Source organism: Streptomyces mutabilis, assembly GCF_046628145.1.
GTDB classification, from domain to species: Bacteria; Actinomycetota; Actinomycetes; order Streptomycetales; family Streptomycetaceae; genus Streptomyces; species Streptomyces mutabilis.
Genome location: NZ_CP176874.1, coordinates 6625393 through 6644959 on the forward strand (window position 1 = coordinate 6625393; position 19567 = coordinate 6644959).

Sequence of the window (19567 nt, forward strand, 5' to 3'; positions counted from 1 at the left end):
GCCCCACCCCCTGGGCGCCGAGACACCTCGGGGTGCTTGACCCCAGGACCGCTTGACCCCCCGGGGCGTCCTGCCCCGGGGTGACCCGCCCCTCCGGGGCAATCGGAACGGCGGCGGGCGGAGGACGCCGGACCTCCGCCCGCCGTCCCGCCGGGGCCTGCGCACCGGCACCCCCCTTCCGGCACTCGCGTCCGGTTCGCGTACGACAAGGAGGCTGCCCATGTCCGCCGAACCGTCCCTGCCCATCCCCTCCACGGCCCCGCGCTTCGGCGTCTGGCTCATCGGGGCGCGCGGCTCCGTGGCCACGACCGCGATCGCGGGCTGCGCCGCCGTCGCCGCCGGGCTCCACCCGCCGACCGGCATGGTCACCGAGACCCCCGACTTCGCCTCGTGCGGTCTGCCGTCGCTGTCGTCCCTCGTCTTCGGTGGCCACGACACCCTCGACTGTCCGCTGCCCAAGCGTGCCGAGCACCTCGCCGCCGGCGGCGTCCTGCCGCACGGGCTGCCGTCCGCCGTGCACGCCGAACTCGTCGCCGCCGACCGCGAGATCCGGCCCGGCGGCCCCCAGCCCCGTGACACGGACGACGGTCCCGACCGCACCGACGACGAGTGGATCGACGTGTTCGCCGCCGACATCCGCGACTTCGTGCGCCGCCAGGACCTCGCGGGCGCCGTCGTGGTGAACGTCGCCTCGACCGAGCCCGCGCCGACCGACGGCTCGCTGCCGCCCAGTTCCCTCTACGCGGCGGCCGCCCTGCGGGCCGGCTGCCCCTACGTGAACTTCACCCCCTCCACGGGCCTGCACCACCCGGCGCTGGCCCCGCTCGCCGAGGCATCGGGCCTGCCGTACGCGGGCCGCGACGGCAAGACCGGGCAGACCCTGCTGCGCTCCGTGCTCGGCCCGATGTTCCTGCAACGCGCCCTCGCCGTGCGCGCCTGGTCCGGCACCAACCTGCTGGGCGGCGGTGACGGAGCCGCCCTCGCCGACCCCGCGGCCGCCGCCGCCAAGAACGCCGGCAAGGAACGCGTCCTCGCCGACACCCTCGGTGCCGTGCCCGAGGGCGAGGTCCACATCGACGACGTGCCCTCCCTCGGCGACTGGAAGACCGCCTGGGACCACATCGCCTTCGACGGCTTCCTGGGCGCCCGCATGATCCTCCAGACCACCTGGCAGGGCTGCGACTCGGCGCTCGCCGCCCCGCTCGTCCTCGACCTCGCCCGTCTGGCCGCCCGCGCCCAGGAGCGGGGCCTGTCCGGACCCCTGAGCGAACTGGGCTTCTACTTCAAGGACCCGGTCGGGGAGGGCCCGTCGTCACTGGCCGAGCAGTACGCCGAGCTGAAACGCTTCGCCGGGTTGTTGCGGGACGGCGCGGGCGTCCAGGGCGACGACGGGCCCCCGGAGGCCCCCGCCGTCGGCACCGAGGCGCACCGGGACGCCTCCGGCGGGAGTGCGGCCGACCGCGGCGTAGCCGGTGGGGCCCGACAGGACGCCGACGAGCACGGGAGGCAGCGTTGAGCGGCACGGCAGCCGCGGCGCGGGCCGCGTCCGAGGCGGGCCCGCCCGCGCCGGAGCAGCGCTCGGCTGCCGGGGCCGTCGCCCCGGCGGCCTCCTCCGGCTCCCTACCCCGCGCTTCCGGCCCCCGCTCCGGCCGCGCGGGCGCCTGGGCCGAACTGCTGCGCCTGCCCGCCCTGTTCACCGTGCCGGGCGACGCCCTGGCCGGCGCGGCGGCGGCCGGTGCGCGGCCCGGCCCCCGCACGCTGCTCGCCATCGGTTCCTCCCTGTGCCTGTACGAGGCCGGCATGGCCCTGAACGACTGGGCCGACCGTGCCGAGGACGCCGTGGAACGCCCGCACCGCCCGCTTCCGTCCGGCCGCATCCGACCGGCGGCGGCCCTCGCGGCGGCCGGTGCCCTCACCGGCGCCGGACTGGCACTGGCCGCCGGCGCGGGACGCCCCGCCCTCGCGGTGGCCGCGCCCCTGGCGGCGACCGTCTGGGCCTACGACCTCACCCTGAAGCACACGCCCGCCGGACCGGCGGCCATGGCCGCGGCACGCGGACTGGACCTGCTCCTGGGCGCGGCCGCCACCAGTGGCGGCACCCGGGCCGCACTGCCCTCCGCCGCGCTGCTCGGCAGCCACACCCTCGCGGTCACGGCGGTCTCCCGCCGGGAGACCACCGGCGGTTCGGTCCTGGCCCCGCTGGCCGCCCTGGCGACAACGGGCGCGCTGACGCGGCTGGTCACCGCCGGCCGCATCCGACTCCCGGCAGGCCGGCGGGCAGCAGCCGCCCCCGGCCTGCCGGGCTCCAACCCGGCCGCTCAGCCGTACCGGACCACCGGCCTGCCGGGCTCCGCGCCGGCCGCTCAGCCGTCGCGGACCACCGGCGCCCTCACCACCGCACTGGCCGCCGCCTACGCCGCCACGGCCGCCCGCCCCTACTTCCACGCCACGCTCAACCCCTCACCCCCACTCGTCCAACGCGCCGTAGGCGGCGGCATCCGGGCCACCGTCCCGCTCCAGGCGGCGCTCGCCGCCCGCTCCGGGGCGCCCGTCACGTCCCTGCTGGTCGCCGCCCTGGCACCGGCGGGGCGGATGTTCGCGAAGAGGGCGGCCATGAGGAAGGTGAGCATCACGTGAACCCGCACACCCATCAGCCCCCGCGCGATCAGGCGGCCCCGGACCCGCGCACGCACAGGGACGGAGAACCCGCACCCTCCCTCCGCTTCGGCTACGGCACCAACGGCCTCGCCGACCTCCGACTCGACGACGCCCTCGCCCTCCTCGCCGACCTCGGTTACGACGGCGTCGGCCTGACCCTCGACCACATGCACCTCGACCCGCTCGCTCCGGACCTGGCCGCCCGTACCCGACGGGTCGCGCACCGGCTGGCCGAGCTCGGGCTCGGCGTCACCGTGGAGACCGGGGCCCGCTACGTCCTCGACCCGCGCCGCAAGCACGGCCCCTCGCTCCTCGACCCCGACGCCGACGACCGGGCCCGCCGCGCCGACCTGCTGCTGAGGGCCGTTCGCGTCGCCGCCGACCTCGGTGCCCACGCCGTGCACTGCTTCAGCGGCGTCACCCCGCCCGGAACGGACGAGGAGACGGCCTGGAAGCGCCTGGCGGAAGCCCTGGCCCCGGTCCTGGACGCCGCAGCGGACGCCGGTGTGCCGCTCGCGGTGGAGCCCGAGCCGGGTCACCTCCTGGGCGACCTCGACGGCTTCCACCGGCTGCGCCGCACCCTCGGTGACCCCGAGAACCTCGGCCTCACCCTCGACATCGGTCACTGCCAGTGTCTCGAACCCCTCCCTCCCGCCGACTGCGTACGCGCCGCCGCCCCCTGGCTGCGTCACGTGCAGATCGAGGACATGCGCCGCGGTGTCCACGAACACCTCCCCTTCGGTGACGGCGAGATCGACTTCCCGCCCGTCCTCGAGGCCCTCGCCGCCACCGGCTACCAGGGCCTGACCGTCGTCGAACTCCCCCGCCATTCCCACGCGGGCCCCCACTTCGCCGAACGCTCCCTTCCGTTCCTCCGCCGGGCCGCGGCGGCGGCACCCCGCACGAACCGCTCGGGCGAGCCCTCCGCCACCCATCGAAGGGAGCCACACCCATGACGCAGCCGCACGCCACCCACGCCCACCTGCCGCCCGCCGACCTGCGCGCCGCCCTCACCGCCGAACTCGGCGGAGCCGCCCGCGCCTGGCTGGACCAGGCCCTGGACGAGGCCGCCGCCCACCCCGGCGCCCACGGCCCCATCTCGGTGTGGGAGCTGCGTCTGGCCGAAGCCGGACGCCGCTGCGGCCCCGCCCACGCCGACGCCGCCCGCGTCCTCGTCCTGCACGCCGCACGCGCCGGCACCGACGCCCTGACCCGCGTCTACTCCCAGGGCACCGCCGACGAACGCCGCGCCGTCCTCCACGCGCTGCCCCACCTCGTGCCCGGCCCGGACGGTCTCCCGCTCGTCGAGGACGCCCTGCGCACCAACGACACCCGGCTGGTCGCCGCCGCCCTGGGCCCGTACGCCGCCCGGCACCTCGACGCCCACCAGTGGCGGCACGCCGTACTGAAGTGCCTGTTCACCGGCGTCCCCGTCGACCGGGTGGCGGACCTCGGCCGACGGGCCGCAGGCGACGCGGAACTCGCCCGCATGCTCGCCGACTACGCCGCCGAACGCACGGCCGCGGGCCGCCCCGTCCCCGAAGACCTCCACCGCGTCCTGGCCCTGACCGAGTCCGAGCCTCCCGCTCCCGGCCCGGTCGACCCCCACGGCAAGGAGTCCTGATGCGCATCTTCGACCCCCACATCCACATGACCTCCCGCACCACCGACGACTACGAGGCCATGTACGCCGCCGGCGTCCGCGCCGTCGTCGAACCCTCCTTCTGGCTGGGGCAGCCCCGTACCTCTCCCGACTCCTTCCGCGACTACTTCGACGCCCTGCTCGGCTGGGAACCCTTCCGCGCCGCCCAGTACGGCATCGCCCACCACTGCACGATCGCCCTCAACCCCAAGGAGGCGAACGACCCGCGGTGCGCCCCCGTCCTCGACGAACTGCCCCGCTATCTCGTCAAGGACCGCGTCGTGGCCGTCGGCGAGATCGGCTACGACTCGATGACCCCCGCCGAGGACGCCGCCCTGGCCGCCCAGCTCCAGCTCGCCGCCGACCACGGCCTGCCCGCCCTGGTGCACACCCCGCACCGCGACAAACTCGCCGGCCTGCGCCGCACCCTGGACGTGGTGCGCGAGTCCGCGCTGCCCACCGACCGGGTGCTGGTCGACCACCTCAACGAGACCACCGTCAAGGAGGCCAAGGACAGCGGCGCCTGGCTCGGCTTCTCCGTCTATCCGGACACCAAGATGGACGAGGCCCGCATGGTCGCGCTCCTGCGCGAGTACGGCCCGGAGCGGGTCCTGGTGAACTCCGCCGCCGACTGGGGCAAGAGCGACCCGCTCAAGACCCGCAAGGTCGGCGACCTGATGCTCGACGAGGGCTTCAGCGAGGACGACGTGGACCGCGTGCTGTGGCGCAACCCCGTCGCCTTCTACGGCCTCAGCGGACGCCTGAGCCTGGACGTCGCCTCGCAGGACGCCACGCACGAGGGCAACTCCATCCTGCGGGGCGGTGAGTGAGCCATGCGCTTCCGGCACCCCGACGGCTCCACCGTCCACCTCGCCTACTGCACCAACGTCCATCCCGCCGAGACCCTCGACGGCGTCCTCGCCCAGCTCCGCGACCACTGCGAGCCGGTCCGGCGCCGTCTCGGCCGTGACCGCCTCGGCATCGGGCTGTGGCTGGCCAGGGACGCGGCCCACGCCCTGGTCACCGACCCGTCCGCACTGCGCGGGCTGCGCACCGAACTCGACCGGCGCGGACTGGAGGTCGTCACCCTCAACGGCTTCCCCTACGAGGGCTTCGGCGCCGAAGAGGTCAAGTACCGCGTCTACAAGCCGGACTGGGCCGACCCCGAACGCCTCGAGCACACCACCTCCCTGGCCCGCGTCCTCGCCGGGCTGCTGCCCGACGACGTCACGGACGGCACCATCTCCACCCTGCCGCTCGCCTGGCGCACCGCCTACGACGACACCCGCGCCGACAAGGCCCGTACCGCCCTGGTCACCCTCGCCGAACGCCTCGACGCCCTCCACGAGCTGACCGGCCGCTCCATCCGCATCGGCCTGGAACCCGAACCCGGCTGCGTCGTGGAGACCACCCGGGACGCCATCGCACCGCTGACCGCGATCGCCCACGACCGCATCGGCATCTGCGTCGACACCTGCCACCTCGCCACCTCCTTCGAAGACCCGCACACCGCCCTGGACGCCCTGACCGCGGCCCGCGTCCCCGTCGTCAAGTCCCAGCTCTCCGCCGCCCTGCACGCCGAACACCCTTCTCACCCCGAAGTACGCGACGCCCTCGCCGCCTTCGCCGAACCCCGCTTCCTCCACCAGACCCGCACCCTCACCCCGACGGCCCCCGCCACCGCGACCGCGCCGGCCACCACCGCGACCGCGCCGGCCACCCCCGCCACCGCGGCCACCGTCGCCCTGCACGGCACCGACGACCTCGACGAGGCCCTGGCCGACGCCGGCCCCCTGCCCGACACCACGCCCTGGCGCGCCCACTTCCACGTCCCCCTGCACGCGGCCCCCGCCGCGCCCCTCACCTCCACCCTCCCCGTGCTCAAGACCGCCCTGACCCGCCTCGTCGGCGGCCCGCACCCGCTCACCCGCCACCTGGAGGTCGAGACCTACACCTGGCAGGCCCTCCCGCCCGAGCTGCGGCCCCGCGCCCGCGCCCAGCTCACCGACGGCATCGCCGCCGAGCTCACCCTCGCCCGCGACCTGCTGACCGACCTCGGCCTGAAGGAACTGCCATGACCCGAACCACCTCCTCCGGCGCACCGGCCCCCTCCGAGGGACCGACGCCCCTCCTGGTCCTGGACGTCGTCGGCCTCACCCCCCGTCTCCTCGACCACATGCCCCACCTCAAACAGCTCGGCCAGTCCGGCTCCCGCGCGCCGCTGGGCACCGTCCTGCCCGCCGTCACCTGCGCCGCCCAGTCCACCTTCCTCACCGGCACCCACCCGTCCGAACACGGCATCGTCGGCAACGGCTGGTACTTCCGCGAACTCGGCGACGTCCTCCTCTGGCGCCAGCACAACGGACTCGTCACCGGCGACAAGCTCTGGGACGCCGCCCGCCGCGCCCACCCCGGCTACACCGTCGCCAACATCTGCTGGTGGTACGCCATGGGCGCCGACACCGACATCACCGTCACCCCCCGCCCCGTCTACTACGCCGACGGCCGCAAGGAACCCGACTGCTACACCAGGCCCCCGGCCCTGCACGACGAACTCACCGAAAAGCTCGGCACCTTCCCCCTCTTCCACTTCTGGGGACCCGGCGCGGACCTGGTCTCCAGCCAGTGGATCATCGACGCCACCCGGCACATCATGGCGACCCGGCACCCCGACCTGACGCTCTGCTACCTCCCTCACCTCGACTACGACCTGCAGCGCTTCGGCCCCGACGACCCGCGCTCCCTGAAGGCGGCGGCCGACCTGGACGCGGCCCTGGCCCCGCTCCTCGACGACGCCCGCGCCGAGGGACGCACCGTCGTCGCACTCTCCGAGTACGGCATCACCCCCGTCAGCCGGCCCGTGGACATCAACCGTGCCCTGCGCCGCGCCGGCCTGCTCGAGGTGCACACCCAGGACGGCATGGAGTACCTCGACCCGATGGCCTCCCGCGCCTTCGCGGTCGCCGACCACCAGATCGCCCACGTGTACGTCCGGCGCCCCGAGGACCTGGACGCCACCCGAGCCGCCCTCGACGGACTCCCCGGGATCGAACAACTCCTCGACGACGAGGGCAAGAAGGCCCACCGCCTCGACCACCCCCGCGCCGGCGAACTCGTCGCCGTCGCGGAACCCGACGCCTGGTTCACGTACTACTACTGGCTCGACGACGACCGCGCACCCGACTTCGCGCAGCTCGTCGAGATCCACCGCAAACCCGGCTACGACCCGGTCGAGCTGTTCATGGACCCCCACGACCCCTACGTCAAGGTCAAGGCGGCCACCGCCCTGGCCCGCAAGAAGCTCGGCATGCGCTACCGCATGGCGGTCGTGCCCCTGGACGCGTCACCTATTCGAGGCAGCCACGGCCGCCTCCCCGCGAGCGACGACGACGGTCCGCTCCTCATCTGCTCCACCCCCCGCGCTGTCGGAGACCGCGTCGCGGCCACCGACGTGAAACAACTCCTGCTCCGGCTGGCCGGACTCGGCTGAACGCACCACCCGGCAACGCCGCCGAGATCCGACTACTGAGAGTGAAACACACGGCACTGACAACGGCCCGCCCCAGCCGCATCGGCGCAGGCCACGACCCAGAAGGCAGGCACCCGTGACCCTGTTCTCAGACCCCTCCGGCACCAGAGCCACCACGGCCCCGTCCGCCGACGGCCCGGACGAGGGCCTGCGCCGCACCCTCGGCGTGGACCGGCGCCGCTTCCTCAGCACCTGCACCGCCGTCGCCGCCGGCGCGGTCGCGGCACCCGTCTTCGGCGCCGCACCCGCCCTGGCCCACGACCGGGACGCAGACCACGACCGCGGTCACGGACGCGGGCACGTCCTCGTCCCGGCGGACAAGCGCGGCATCATCCTCTACACCGTCCGTGACGCCACGGCCCGCGACCCGCTCGCCAGTGACCTGCCCTCCGGTTTCCGCGAGGTCTTCAAGCAGCTCGCCCGCCACGGCTACCGCCAGGTCGAGTTCGCGGGCTACCGCCAGCACGCCAACGCGCCCGGGGGCGCCGACCTGGAGTCCGTCGCGGGCGCGAAGCTGCTGCGCTCCTGGCTGGACGACTACGGACTGCGGGCCCAGGGCAACCACGGCTTCATCCCGCCGTCCTGGCCGCTGACCACGGCGGACAAGGACACCTTCAAGAAGCACCTGGAGATCGCCAACATCATCGGCATGGACCACATGGGCACCGGCGGCGACCCCACCGGCAGCTCCTACCGCGCCGACTGGGACGTGGCCGCCGACAAGTGGAACGCGCTCGGTGAGATCGCCCGCCGCGAGGGCATCAAGCTCTACACCCACAACCACGACAGCGCCTACGGCTTCCTGCTCGACGGGGGCCCGCTGGACGACCAGGGCCGGCCGACCCGCAGCTCGGGCATCCGGAAGCTCGAGTACTTCCTGAAGGTCACCGACCCGAGGCTCGTCTGGCTGGAGATGGACATCTTCTGGGCACACGTCGCCCAGTACAAGTTCCACACCTACACCGCCCACGACGGTTCCACCCGGAAGAACGTCTTCGACCCGGCCGGTCTCGTCGCCCGCCACAACAAGCGCTACCCGCTGTTCCACGCCAAGGACGGCGTGGTCAGCACGACCAACGGCATGGGCTACGACATGGTGCCCTTCGGAACGGGCGTCATCGACTACACGACGTTCTTCTCGCGGGTCGGCCAGCGGAACTACCACAACCCGATGGTCGAGGACGACAACTCCCCGAGCGCCACCGACCCGGCGCAGTCGCTGCGCGAGGCCAAGATCAGCTACGACAACCTGGCGGCCCTGCGCAAGCGCCGTCGCTGACCCGGAAGACGGACCGGGCGGCCCTTCCCGCGTGCTGGGGGAGGGGCCGCCCGGTCCGTGCGAGGAAAGTTCCGTCAGGTCATCCCTCACCCAGTGGCCGGGGATTGGGCGTGACGCGCTTGTTCTTCGGGCGGCCCGGAGGCCGCAGGAACAGCGCCATGAAGCCGGCGAAGATCGATATGCAGCCCGCCAGGGTGAAGGCGCCGTTGTAGCCCCAGGCGGCGACGACCACGGAGCCCATGCCCGCGCCCAGGCCGGAGACGAGCTTGGAGCTGTAGACCATTCCGTAGTTCGTGGCGTTGTTGTTCTCGCCGAAGTAGTCCGCCGTCAGCGCCGCGAACATCGGGAAGATCGCACCGCCGCCGAAACCGGAGATGGCGGAGAAGACCAGGAACAGCGGCAGGTTCTTGATCTCGGCCGACCAGATGATGCCGAACTGGGCGAGGCCCAGGATCGCGCACACGTAGAGCAGGCACTGCTTGCGGCCGTAGAGGTCGGAGAGCCAGCCGATGACGCCGCGTCCGGTGCCGTTGACGATCGCCTTCAGCGACATCGCGGTGGCCACGATGCCGGCCGCGAAGCCCGCCTCCTCGCCGATGTCGACCTGGAAGGCGATACCGAAGATGTTCACGCCGGAGGTGCAGGCGAGACAGAACCACATCAGCGCCACCCGGCCGGTCTTCCACGCCTCCATCGGGGAGTACTGCTTGACGGCCGGCGGGTTCTTCTCCAGCGAACGCCGGGCCCGCGGGTCGGCCGGCGGGTTCAGCGGGTCGACGGCGGCCGGCCACCAGTTCTTCGGCGGGTCCCGGAAGTAGAAGCCGGCGATCGCCACGGTCGCGGCGAGGAAGACACCGGCCGAGACCAGTACCCAGCGGAAGTTGGACGTGTCCATGTAGCCGTGGAAGATGAAGACGAACGGCACCGAGCCGTAGGCGAAACCGCCGTTGACGAAGCCGGTCTTCCCTCCCCTGCGCTCCGGGTACCACTTGCCGACCATGTTGACGCAGGTCGCGTACACCATGCCCGCGCCCATGCCGCTGAACACGCCGAACCCGATGAAGGCGAGCGTGACATGCGGAGCGAACGCCAGCGACAGATAGCCGAGCAGCGTGCCGGCCGATCCGAGCATCATCGCCCAACGCGCCGGCAGTTTGCCGCTCTCACGCAGCCGCCCCGCCGGAAAGGCGACCGCGGCCTGGCAGAACACCCAGGCGGTCATCATCCAGTAGATGCTGCCGCTGGACCAGTGGTGGGCCTCGTGGAGCGTGTCCTCGGCGGACGCGAACGCGTACTCCGCCGAGCTGATGCCCATCATGCCGATCCACGGCAGGATGACCATCCACTTGCGTTTGCGGCCCATGATGTCGATGTCGGTCTCACCGACGCGGTAGACGCGTCCGTTCGCGTCGGTCACCTCTCGGTACGAAGCCGAGGTCCGCAGGTCGGTCGTCGTCATGTCGTCTCGCACCCCTTGCGTTCGAAAGATCTGGCCAGCGCCCCCTGTCCATTTCCTTTCGTGCGCGCGCGGGTCCTGGGACCGGCCGACGCGCACCGTCAGCCGGTCCCGTGCTCCCTCAGCTCATGAACCGCCCCCCAACAAGCCCGCGGCCCGCGCCCACCGGTACTTCGCACCCAGCACGGCCACCGGCTTCTCGGTCGTGTACGGGTACGCCACGACCCCGCGCTCGAAGAGGTACTGGCACGCCTCCTCCACCTCCACGTCACCCGCGAGGGAGGCCACCACGGGCTTCTCGATCCCGCGCGCGCGGAACTCGGCCACCACGCGCGCGGTGAGCTCGGCGAACACCATGGGAGGCGTGACGATGGTGTGCCAGTAGCCGAGGACCAGCGCGTGGATGCGCGGATCCTCCAGACCGAGCCGGATCGTCGCCTCGTACGTCGACGGCGGCTCGCCCCCGGTGATGTCGACCGGGTTGCCCGCCGCGCCGAACGGCGGGATGAACGCGCGGAACGCCGCGTCCAGGTCCGGCGGTATCTCCATCAGCGACAGCCCGTTGTCCGTCACCGCGTCGGAGAGCAGCACCCCGCTGCCGCCGGCACCGGTGATGATCACCACGTTGTCGCCCTTCGGGACGGGCAGCACCGGCAACGCGCGCGCGTACTCCAGCATCTCGTTGAGCCCGGGCGCCCGGATGACGCCGGCCTGCCTGAGGATGTCGTCGTAGACGGCGTCGTCCCCGGCGAGCGCCCCGGTGTGCGAGCCCGCGGCCTTCGCGCCCGCCGCCGTACGCCCCGCCTTGAGCACCACGACCGGTTTCCTCGGCACGGTCGCCCGCGCGGCCTCCACGAAGGCGCGCCCGTCCTTGAGGTCCTCCAGGTGCATCGCCACGCACTCGGTGTGCGGGTCCTCGGCGAACCAGGTCAGCAGGTCGTCCTCGTCCAGGTCCGACTTGTTGCCGAGGCCGACGATCGCCGACACGCCGGTCTTCGTGGTCCGTGCGAAGCCCAGGATCGCCATTCCGATGCCGCCCGACTGCGAGGTCAGCGCGACGCCGCCCTTCACGTCGTACGGCGTGCAGAACGTGGCGCACAGGTCCTGCCAGGTGGAGTAGTAGCCGTAGATGTTCGGTCCCAGCAGCCGGATGCCGTACCGCTCGGCGACCGCCACGATCTCCTCCTGGAGGGCGTGTTCGCCGGTCTCCGCGAACCCGGAGGGGATCAGCACGGCGTTGGGTATCTTCTTGCGCCCCACCTCTTCCAGTGCCGCCGCCACGAACCGCGCGGGGATCGCGAAGACCGCCACATCCACCTCACCGGGAACGTCGGTGACACTCTTGTACGCCTTGCGGCCCAAGATGTCATCGGCCTTGGGGTTCACCGGGTGGATCTCGCCCGCGAAGCCGCCGTCGACGAGGTTGCGCATCACCGAGTTGCCGATCTTCCCCGGCTCGCCCGACGCGCCGATCACGGCGACCGACGAGGGCTGCATCAGGCGGCGCATCGAGGTGAGGATCTCCTCGCGCGTGTACCGACGGCGCTCCCTGGGGGTGCCGGTGGCCAGGATCACCCGGATGTCGGCCGCGACCGCCCCCTCGGGTGTGGCGATCACCGGGTTGAGGTCCACCTCGGCGATCTCGGGGAAGTCCGCGACGAGTTCGGAGACCCGCCGGATCTGCTCGGCCAGGGCCCACCGGTCCACGCCGGCCCGCCCGCGTACCCCGCGCAGCACCTCCGCGGCCCGGATCGAGTCCAGCATGGACAGCGCTTCGTCGACGGCCACGGGCGCGAGGCGGAAGGTGACGTCCTTGAGCACCTCGACCAGAACTCCGCCCAGCCCGAACGCCACCACCTTCCCGAACGTCGGATCGGTGACCGCGCCGACGATGACCTCCTGCCCCTCGGGCACCAGCTCCTGCACCTGCACGCCCTCGATGCGCGCCGAGGCGTCGTACGCGCGCGCGTTGTCGACGATCCGGCAGAACGCGGCCCGCACGTCCGCCGCGCCCTCCACCCCGACGACCACGCCGCCGACGTCGGTCTTGTGCAGGATGTCCGGCGACACGATCTTCATCACAACCGGTCCGCCGAGGCGTGCCGCGCAGGCCACCGCCTCGTCCACGTCCCGCGCCAGCTCCTCGCCGGGCACGGCGATCCCGTAGGCGTCGGCGAGGATCTTGCCCTCGGGAGCGGTCAGGGCGGTGCGCCCGTCGGCCCGCACGGAGTCCAGCAGCCGGCGCACCCGTTGCGCGCGGTCCTCGGCCATCACCTCAGATCACCCCGTTCGACTTGAGCAGGCGCAGCTCCTCGTCGCCGAGGCCCAGCTCGCCGACGTAGACCTCTTCGTTGTGCTGGCCGAGCAGCGGGGAACTGGTGACCTCCACCGGCGAGTCGGAGAGCTTGAGTGGACTGCCGACCGTCACGAACTCGCCCCGCTCGGGGTGCGGCACGGTGACGATCATCTCGTTGGCCGCCAGCGAACGGTCCTCGATGATCTCCTTGGTGGACAGGATCGGCCCGCACGGGATGTTGTGGGCGTTGAGCCGCTCCAGCACCTCCCACTTGGGAAGGGTGGACGACCACTCCTCGATCAGCTGGAACATCTTGTTCAGCTTCGGCAGTCGCGCCCGGGGCGTCGCCCACTCGGGGTCGTCGGCCAGCTCGGGCCGGCCGATCAGCTCGCTCAGCGGCTGCCAGCCGACCGGCTGGACGATCACGTACACGTAGTCGTTCGGGCCGCCCGGCGCGCACTTGACCGCCCAGCCGGGCTGCCCGCCGCCGGACGCGTTGCCGGACCTGGGAACCTCGTCGCCGAAGTCCTCGTTGGGATATTCGGCGAGTGGACCATGGGTCAGGCGCTGCTGGTCGCGCAGCTTCACCCGGCAGAGGTTGAGCACCGCGTGCTGCATGGCCACGTTCACCCGCTGACCGCGTCCGGTGCGCTCCCGCTGGTACAGCGCGGCGAGGATGCCCGCCACGACGTGGACGCCCGTGCCCGAGTCCCCGATCTGGGCCCCCGTCGCCAGCGGCGGCCCGTCCTCGAAACCGGTGGTGGACATCGATCCGCCCATGGCCTGCGCGACGACCTCGTACGCCTTGAAGTTGGTGTACGGGCCCTCGCCGAACCCCTTGACGGAGGCGTAGACGATCCGTGGATTGATCTCCTTGATGCGGTCCCAGGTGAACCCCATCCGGTCGACCGCGCCCGGCCCGAAGTTCTCGACCATGACGTCCGAGCGCCGGATCAGCTCGGTGAGGATCTCCTTGCCCCGCTCGGTCTTGGTGTTGAGGGTGATGCTCCGCTTGTTGCAGTTGAGCATCGTGAAGTAGAGGGAGTCGACGTCCGGCAGGTCGCGCAACTGCCCCCGCGTGATGTCACCGCTCGGCGCCTCCAGCTTGACGACGTCAGCGCCGAGCCAGGCGAGCAGCTGGGTCGCCGAGGGACCGGACTGCACGTGCGTCATGTCCAGGACGCGGATGCCCTCAAGAGCCTTGGCTGTCATGGGCGATCACCTCACTTGTACATCGTCTGGTTCATGGTTCCGGGGGCGTACGCGTCCGGGTCGACCCAGACGTTGACCAGGGACGGCTTGCCGGACTCGCGGGCGCGCCGCAGGGCAGGCCCGATGTCGGCGGGGTCGCGGACCTCCTCGCCGTGACCGCCCAGCATCCGTGCGAACTGGTCGTAGGGCACGTCACCGAGGGTGTTGCCGACCCGCTCGCGCTCCTTGCCGTACTTCGCGGCCTGGCCGTAGCGGATCTGGTTCATGGAGGAGTTGTTGCCGACGATGCCGACGAAGGGGAGGTCGTAGCGGACGAGGGTCTCGAAGTCCCAGCCGGTGAGGGAGAAGGCGCCGTCTCCGAAGAGCGCGACGACCTCCTTGTCGGGCCGGGCCTGCTTGGCCGCGAGCACGAAGGGGACACCGACCCCGAGCGTGCCGAGCGGACCCGGGTCCATCCAGTGGCCCGGGGCCTTGGGCTGCACGACCTGCCCGGAGAAGGTGACGATGTCGCCGCCGTCGCCGATGTAGACGGAGTCCTCGGTGAGGAAGTCGTTGATCTCGCTGACCAGCCGGTACGGGTGGATGGGGCAGGCGTCCGACCTCAGCTGCGGCAGCCGCTTGTCCAGCGCCGTCTGCTCGGCCGCGCGCAGCTCGTCCAGCCACTCCTTGCGCTTCGACGCGCCTCCGTTGACCCGTCCGGAGGCCGCATCGGTCACCGACTTCAGTACGAGGCCGGCGTCGCCGACGATGCCGAGGTCGATGTCGCGGTTCTTGCCGACGGTGCGGTAGTCGAGGTCGATCTGCACGACGGTCGCGTCGGGGGAGAGCCGCTTGCCGTAGCCCATGCGGAAGTCGAAGGGCGTACCGACGATGACGATGACGTCGGCGTTGGAGAAGGCGTACCGGCGCGACAGCTGGAAGTGGTGCGGGTCGCCGGGCGGCAGGGTGCCGCGTCCTGCGCCGTTCATGTACGCCGGGATGTTGAGCGTGCGGACCAGCTCGACGGCGGCCTCCGTCGCGCGCGTCGTCCACACCTGGCTGCCGAGCAGGACGGCCGGCTTCTCGGCGTGCACCAGCAGGTCGGCCAGTCGCTCGACGGCCTCGGGGTCGCCGCCGGAGCGGGTCGAGGCACGGTAGGCCCCTGCCTTCGGCACCCGCGCCTTGTCCGTCGCCACCTTGGCGTCCAGCACGTCGCGCGGGATCTCCAGGAAGGAGGGGCCGGGCGCGCCGTGGTAGCACTCGCGGAACGCCATCGACACCATGTCCGCGGCCCGCGCGGTGTCCGGCACGGTCGCCGCGAACTTGGTGATCGGCGTCATCATGTCGACGTGCGGCAGGTCCTGGAGTGACCCCATCTTGTGCTGGGTGTGGGCGCCCTGACCGCCGATCAGCAGCATCGGGGACTCGGCGCGGAAGGCGTTGGCGACACCGGTGACGGCGTCGGTCGTACCCGGTCCCGCGGTGACCACCGCGCAGCCGGGCTTGCCGGTGATACGGGCGTAACCGTCGGCGGCGTGCGCGGCGACCTGCTCGTGGCGTACGTCGACGACCTCGATGCCCTCGTCGACGCAACCGTCGTAGATGTCGATGATGTGGCCGCCGCACAGGGTGTAGATGCGGTCGACCCCCTCGGCCTTGAGTGCCTTGGCGACGAGGTGACCGCCGGAGATGACGTCCTGGGTGTCGTCGGGCATGGCGAAGTCCTGTCCCTTCACGAGGGGTTGGGGCGTCTCGCGGTAGATTGCATACAGTCGACGAATACTGTATGAAGCTTGTTATCCCGCATCCGGTGGGCGGTGTCCAGGGGGCGTGCGGCACTTTCAGTCAGGAGCCGGAATGGACCTGTACGAACACCAGGCAAGGGAACTCTTCGAGAAACACGGCATACCGGTGCCGAGGGCCGAGGTCACCGCCTCGCCCGAACGCGCCCGCGAGATCGCCCGCGCACTCGGCGGACGCGCCGTGGTCAAGGCGCAGGTGAAGACCGGCGGGCGGGGCAGGGCGGGCGGAGTGCGGCTCGCCGCCGACCCGGCCGCCGCCGAGGAAGCCGCCCGGCGCATTCTCGGCATGGACATCAAGGGCCACGCGGTCGGCACGGTCATGCTCGCCGAACCGGTCGACATCGAGCGCGAGTTCTACGTCTCCTACGTCCTGGACCGCGCCGCCGGCCGATTCGTCGCCATCGCCAGTGCCGAGGGCGGCATGGAGATCGAGGAAGTCGCGGCCGAGCGGCCCGAGGCCGTGGCCCGTATCCCCGTCGACCCGGCCGTGGGGGTGAACACGGCCACGGCGGTACGGATCGCGGACGCCGCCGGCCTGCCCCCGCAGACCGTCGACACCCTCGTACGGCTGTGGCAGGTACTGGTCCGCGAGGACGCCCTGCTCGTGGAGGTGAACCCGCTGGTCCGGACGGCCGACGGGAGGACGGTGGCACTCGACGGCAAAGTCACCCTCGACGACAACGCCCTCTTCCGCCAGGCGCGCTGGGGAGACGAACGGGCGGCCTCCGCTGACCCGCTGGAGGCGCGGGCCGCGGCCAAGGGCCTCAACTACGTCAAGCTCGACGGCGAGGTCGGCGTCGTCGGCAACGGCGCCGGACTGGTCATGTCGACGCTCGACGTGGTCGCCGGCTGCGGCGCCCGCCCCGCGAACTTCCTCGACATCGGCGGCGGCGCCTCCGCACGCGTCATGGCAGACGGGCTGGCGGTCGTCCTCTCCGACCCGGCCGTGAAGTCCGTCCTGGTCAACGTCTTCGGCGGCATCACCGCCTGCGACGCGGTCGCCGACGGCATCGTCCGGGCCCTGGAGGAGGTCCGGCCGACCAAACCGATCGTCGTGCGCCTCGACGGCAACAACGCCGCGCGCGGCCGGGCCGTCCTCGATGCCCACGCGCATCCGCTGGTCGAACAGGCCACCACCATGGACGGCGCCGCCCGCCGTGCCGCCCGACTCGCCACCGCGGCGTGAGGAGACGAACCGACATGGCGATCTATCTCACCAAGGAGAGCAGGGTCCTCGTCCAGGGCATGACCGGAGCCGAGGGCATGAGGCACACCCGACGCATGCTGGCCGCCGGCACCGACGTGGTCGGCGGCGTCAACCCGCGCAAGGCCGGCCGCACCGTGAACTTCGACGAACGGGCCGTACCCGTGTTCGGCTCGGTGCACGAAGGGATGGAGCACACCGGCGCGGACGTCACCGTGGTCTTCGTCCCTCCCGCCTTCGCGAAGACCGCGGTCGTCGAGGCCGCCGACGCCGGCATCGGCCTCGCCGTCGTCATCACCGAGGGCATCCCCGTCCACGACTCCGTCGCCTTCACCGCGTACGCCAGGACCAGGGGCACCCGGGTCATCGGCCCCAACTGCCCCGGCCTGATCAGCCCCGGCCAGTCCAACGCCGGGATCATCCCGCCCGACATCACCAAACCCGGCCCCATCGGCCTGGTCTCCAAGTCGGGCACGCTCACCTACCAGCTCATGCACGAACTGCGCGACACCGGCTTCACCACCTGCGTCGGCATCGGCGGCGACCCGGTCACGGGCACCACCCACACCGACTGCCTCGCCGCCTTCCAGGACGACCCCGACACCGAACTGATCGTCCTCATCGGCGAGATCGGCGGCGACGCCGAGGAACGCGCCGCGGCCTACATCCGCGACCACGTCACCAAGCCGGTCGTCGGCTACGTCGCCGGATTCACCGCACCCGAGGGGCGGACCATGGGACACGCCGGCGCCATCGTCTCCGGATCCTCGGGGACGGCCCGGGCCAAGAAGGAGGCGCTGGAGGCGGCCGGCGTACGCGTCGGCTCCACCCCGACCGAGACGGCACGGCACGTCCTCGCCGTACTCGGCGGCGAGGACGGGGACGGAGTCCGCGCATGACGACACGACGCACCGGCACGACGACCGACGCCGAGGGCCCCGCCGCCCTCACCCTCAAGTCCGGCACTTCCTGGGCCGACGCCTGGCAGCGCTGCGTCACCGCCGCCCCCGAGGCGTTCCGGGACGACCGCGTCCTCAACCTCTGGGACGCCAGGTGGCAGGCCGACGGCCGGGTCCTCCCCGCCACCAGCCCCGTCGACGGCACGCCGATCGCCGGCCCGCCCCGGCTGGACCGGGCCACGGCCCACAAAGCCGTACGCGCCGCGCTCGACCAGCACCGCGCCTGGCGCCACGTCCCCCTGCCCGAACGCCGCGCCCGCGTCGCCGCCGCCCTCGACACCCTCGCCCACCACCGCGAACTCCTCGCGCTGCTGCTCGTCCGGGAGATCGGCAAGCCCTGGCGGCTCGCTCAGGCCGACGTCGACCGGGCGGTGGACGGCGTGCGCTGGTACGCCGACGGCATCGACACCATGCTCGACGGGCGGGCCCCGCTGGACGGCCCGGTCTCGAACATCGCGAGCTGGAACTACCCGATGAGCGTGCTCGTTCACGCATTGCTGGTACAGGCCCTGGCGGGCAACGCGGTCATCGCCAAGACCCCGACCGACGGCGGTGTCGCCTGCCTCACCCTGGCCTGCGCACTCGCCGCCCGCGAGGGCATCCCCGTCACCCTCGTCAGCGGCAGTGGAGGCGAGCTGTCCCAGGCGCTGGTCCGGGCGCCCGAGATCGGCTGCGTCTCCTTCGTCGGCGGCCGGGACACCGGTGCCGCCGTCGCCACGGCCGTCGCCGACCTCGGCAAACGGCACATCCTCGAACAGGAAGGACTCAACACCTGGGGCATCTGGAACTTCACGGACTGGGACACGCTCACCGCGGTCGTCCCCAAGCTCTTCGACTACGGCAAGCAACGCTGTACCGCCTACCCGCGCTTCGTCGTCCAGCGGCAGCTGTTCGACGCCTTCCTCGCGGCCTACCTCCCGGCGGTCCGCACACTGCGCGTCGGCCACCCGCTCGCCGTCGCCGCGCCGGACGACCCGTACCCGGAGCTGGACTTCGGACCGGTGATCAACGCGGCCAAGGCCAAGGAGCTGCGGGACCAGGTCGCCGAGGCCGTCGACCGCGGCGCCGTACCCCTGCACCGCGGCAGCGCGTCCGACGCACGGTTCCTGCCCGGCCAGGACACCTCCGCCTACGTCCAGCCGGTCACCCTCCTGAACCCGCCCCGGTCCTCACCGCTGCACCACGCCGAACCGTTCGGCCCGGTCGACACCGTCGTCCTCGTCGACACCGAGGCCGAGCTGCTCGCCGCGATGAACGCCTCCAACGGCGCGCTGGTCGCCACGCTCTCCACGGACGACCGGGCGACGTACGACAGGCTGGCGCCGCAGATCCGCGCGTTCAAGGTCGGTCACGGCGTGCCCCGCTCCCGCGGCGACCGCGACGAACTGTTCGGCGGGCACGGGGCCTCCTGGCGCGGCGCCTTCGTCGGCGGCGAGCTGCTGGTGCGCGCCGTCACCAAGGGACCGGCCGGGGAGCGGCTGCCCGGGAACTTCCCGGACCACCACCTCATGCCGTGACGGCCACCTCGCCCTTCCGCGAGGGACGTCCGCC

General features: G+C 72.4%; 15 protein-coding genes. 11 read left to right on the plus strand and 4 right to left on the minus strand.

The window, feature by feature from the left end:
• Positions 1 to 220: 220 nt before the first annotated feature.
• The 8 genes from ACLIN4_RS29655 (at position 221) to ACLIN4_RS29690 (ending at position 9108) form a co-directional block, all read left to right on the plus strand.
• A complete protein-coding gene (locus ACLIN4_RS29655; protein ID WP_107478926.1) occupies positions 221 to 1516 on the plus strand; it encodes an inositol-3-phosphate synthase in 1296 nt (431 codons plus the stop codon).
• The gene (locus ACLIN4_RS29660) at positions 1513 to 2637 is read left to right on the plus strand and encodes an SCO3242 family prenyltransferase (protein WP_373428982.1); all 1125 of its coding nucleotides are present in this window, start codon (positions 1513 to 1515) and stop codon (positions 2635 to 2637) included. Before ACLIN4_RS29655 ends, ACLIN4_RS29660 begins: the two co-directional genes overlap by 4 nt.
• Complete coding sequence (locus ACLIN4_RS29665; RefSeq protein WP_257101979.1) at positions 2634 to 3614, plus strand: sugar phosphate isomerase/epimerase family protein; 981 nt, start codon at positions 2634 to 2636, stop codon at positions 3612 to 3614. The genes ACLIN4_RS29660 and ACLIN4_RS29665 overlap by 4 nt, the downstream gene beginning before the upstream one ends.
• Positions 3611 to 4282 carry an EboA domain-containing protein gene (locus ACLIN4_RS29670; protein WP_107480545.1) on the plus strand — a complete coding sequence of 224 codons (672 nt, stop codon included), beginning with the start codon at positions 3611 to 3613 and terminating at the stop codon, positions 4280 to 4282. The genes ACLIN4_RS29665 and ACLIN4_RS29670 overlap by 4 nt, the downstream gene beginning before the upstream one ends.
• Positions 4282 to 5130 (plus strand): TatD family hydrolase, encoded by an 849-nt coding sequence (locus ACLIN4_RS29675; RefSeq protein ID WP_411576415.1) that lies wholly within the window; start codon positions 4282 to 4284, stop codon positions 5128 to 5130. Before ACLIN4_RS29670 ends, ACLIN4_RS29675 begins: the two co-directional genes overlap by 1 nt.
• Positions 5131 to 5133: 3 nt before the next feature.
• Positions 5134 to 6378, plus strand: a complete 1245-nt coding sequence (gene eboE / locus ACLIN4_RS29680) for a metabolite traffic protein EboE (protein ID WP_289907625.1) — start codon at positions 5134 to 5136, stop codon at positions 6376 to 6378.
• A complete protein-coding gene (locus ACLIN4_RS29685; RefSeq protein WP_381911400.1) occupies positions 6375 to 7790 on the plus strand; it encodes a nucleotide pyrophosphatase/phosphodiesterase family protein in 1416 nt (471 codons plus the stop codon). Before eboE ends, ACLIN4_RS29685 begins: the two co-directional genes overlap by 4 nt.
• Before the next feature lie 115 nt (positions 7791 to 7905).
• The gene (locus ACLIN4_RS29690; RefSeq protein WP_307651826.1) at positions 7906 to 9108 is read left to right on the plus strand and encodes a sugar phosphate isomerase/epimerase family protein; all 1203 of its coding nucleotides are present in this window, start codon (positions 7906 to 7908) and stop codon (positions 9106 to 9108) included.
• A gap of 79 nt (positions 9109 to 9187) precedes the next feature.
• Here the strand turns inward: ACLIN4_RS29690 and ACLIN4_RS29695 are convergent, their stop codons facing one another.
• The 4 genes from ACLIN4_RS29695 to ACLIN4_RS29710 form a co-directional block, all read right to left on the minus strand.
• Entirely contained in the window at positions 9188 to 10567 is a 1380-nt protein-coding gene (locus ACLIN4_RS29695; protein ID WP_107479109.1) for an OFA family MFS transporter, read from the minus strand.
• Between the two features lie 123 nt (positions 10568 to 10690).
• Positions 10691 to 12835, minus strand: a complete 2145-nt coding sequence (locus tag ACLIN4_RS29700) for an acetate--CoA ligase family protein (RefSeq protein WP_411576416.1) — start codon at positions 12833 to 12835, stop codon at positions 10691 to 10693.
• A 4-nt stretch (positions 12836 to 12839) separates the two neighbouring features.
• Positions 12840 to 14072, minus strand: a complete 1233-nt coding sequence (gene frc / locus ACLIN4_RS29705) for a formyl-CoA transferase (RefSeq protein ID WP_382019471.1) — start codon at positions 14070 to 14072, stop codon at positions 12840 to 12842.
• 11 nt (positions 14073 to 14083) lie between these two features.
• Entirely contained in the window at positions 14084 to 15766 is a 1683-nt protein-coding gene (locus ACLIN4_RS29710) for a thiamine pyrophosphate-binding protein (RefSeq protein ID WP_100049095.1), read from the minus strand.
• 142 nt (positions 15767 to 15908) lie between these two features.
• Here ACLIN4_RS29710 and sucC point away from each other — a divergent pair, with 142 nt between their 5' ends.
• Genes sucC through ACLIN4_RS29725 form a run of 3 tightly spaced genes read left to right on the plus strand, consistent with a single transcriptional unit; the run spans position 15909 to position 19533 of the window.
• Positions 15909 to 17039 carry an ADP-forming succinate--CoA ligase subunit beta gene (gene sucC, locus ACLIN4_RS29715; protein ID WP_381911392.1) on the plus strand — a complete coding sequence of 377 codons (1131 nt, stop codon included), beginning with the start codon at positions 15909 to 15911 and terminating at the stop codon, positions 17037 to 17039.
• Positions 17040 to 17053: 14 nt separating this feature from the next.
• Entirely contained in the window at positions 17054 to 17956 is a 903-nt protein-coding gene (sucD, locus tag ACLIN4_RS29720) for a succinate--CoA ligase subunit alpha (RefSeq protein ID WP_107479098.1), read from the plus strand.
• Positions 17953 to 19533: an aldehyde dehydrogenase family protein gene (locus ACLIN4_RS29725; RefSeq protein WP_290012250.1), complete on the plus strand. Its 1581-nt coding sequence runs from the start codon at positions 17953 to 17955 to the stop codon at positions 19531 to 19533. The genes sucD and ACLIN4_RS29725 overlap by 4 nt, the downstream gene beginning before the upstream one ends.
• The last annotated feature ends 34 nt before the right edge of the window (positions 19534 to 19567 follow it).

Coding starts and splice junctions, on each gene's coding strand:
- ACLIN4_RS29670 (WP_107480545.1), top strand. CDS start 3,611: ATGACGCAGCCGCACGCCACCCACGCCCACCTGCCGCCCGCCGACCTG.
- ACLIN4_RS29700 (WP_411576416.1), bottom strand. CDS start 12,835: ATGGCCGAGGACCGCGCGCAACGGGTGCGCCGGCTGCTGGACTCCGTG.
- frc (WP_382019471.1), bottom strand. CDS start 14,072: ATGACAGCCAAGGCTCTTGAGGGCATCCGCGTCCTGGACATGACGCAC.
- sucC (WP_381911392.1), top strand. CDS start 15,909: ATGGACCTGTACGAACACCAGGCAAGGGAACTCTTCGAGAAACACGGC.
- ACLIN4_RS29675 (WP_411576415.1), top strand. CDS start 4,282: ATGCGCATCTTCGACCCCCACATCCACATGACCTCCCGCACCACCGAC.
- ACLIN4_RS29725 (WP_290012250.1), top strand. CDS start 17,953: ATGACGACACGACGCACCGGCACGACGACCGACGCCGAGGGCCCCGCC.
- ACLIN4_RS29685 (WP_381911400.1), top strand. CDS start 6,375: ATGACCCGAACCACCTCCTCCGGCGCACCGGCCCCCTCCGAGGGACCG.
- eboE (WP_289907625.1), top strand. CDS start 5,134: ATGCGCTTCCGGCACCCCGACGGCTCCACCGTCCACCTCGCCTACTGC.
- ACLIN4_RS29695 (WP_107479109.1), bottom strand. CDS start 10,567: ATGACGACGACCGACCTGCGGACCTCGGCTTCGTACCGAGAGGTGACC.
- ACLIN4_RS29655 (WP_107478926.1), top strand. CDS start 221: ATGTCCGCCGAACCGTCCCTGCCCATCCCCTCCACGGCCCCGCGCTTC.
- sucD (WP_107479098.1), top strand. CDS start 17,054: ATGGCGATCTATCTCACCAAGGAGAGCAGGGTCCTCGTCCAGGGCATG.
- ACLIN4_RS29710 (WP_100049095.1), bottom strand. CDS start 15,766: ATGCCCGACGACACCCAGGACGTCATCTCCGGCGGTCACCTCGTCGCC.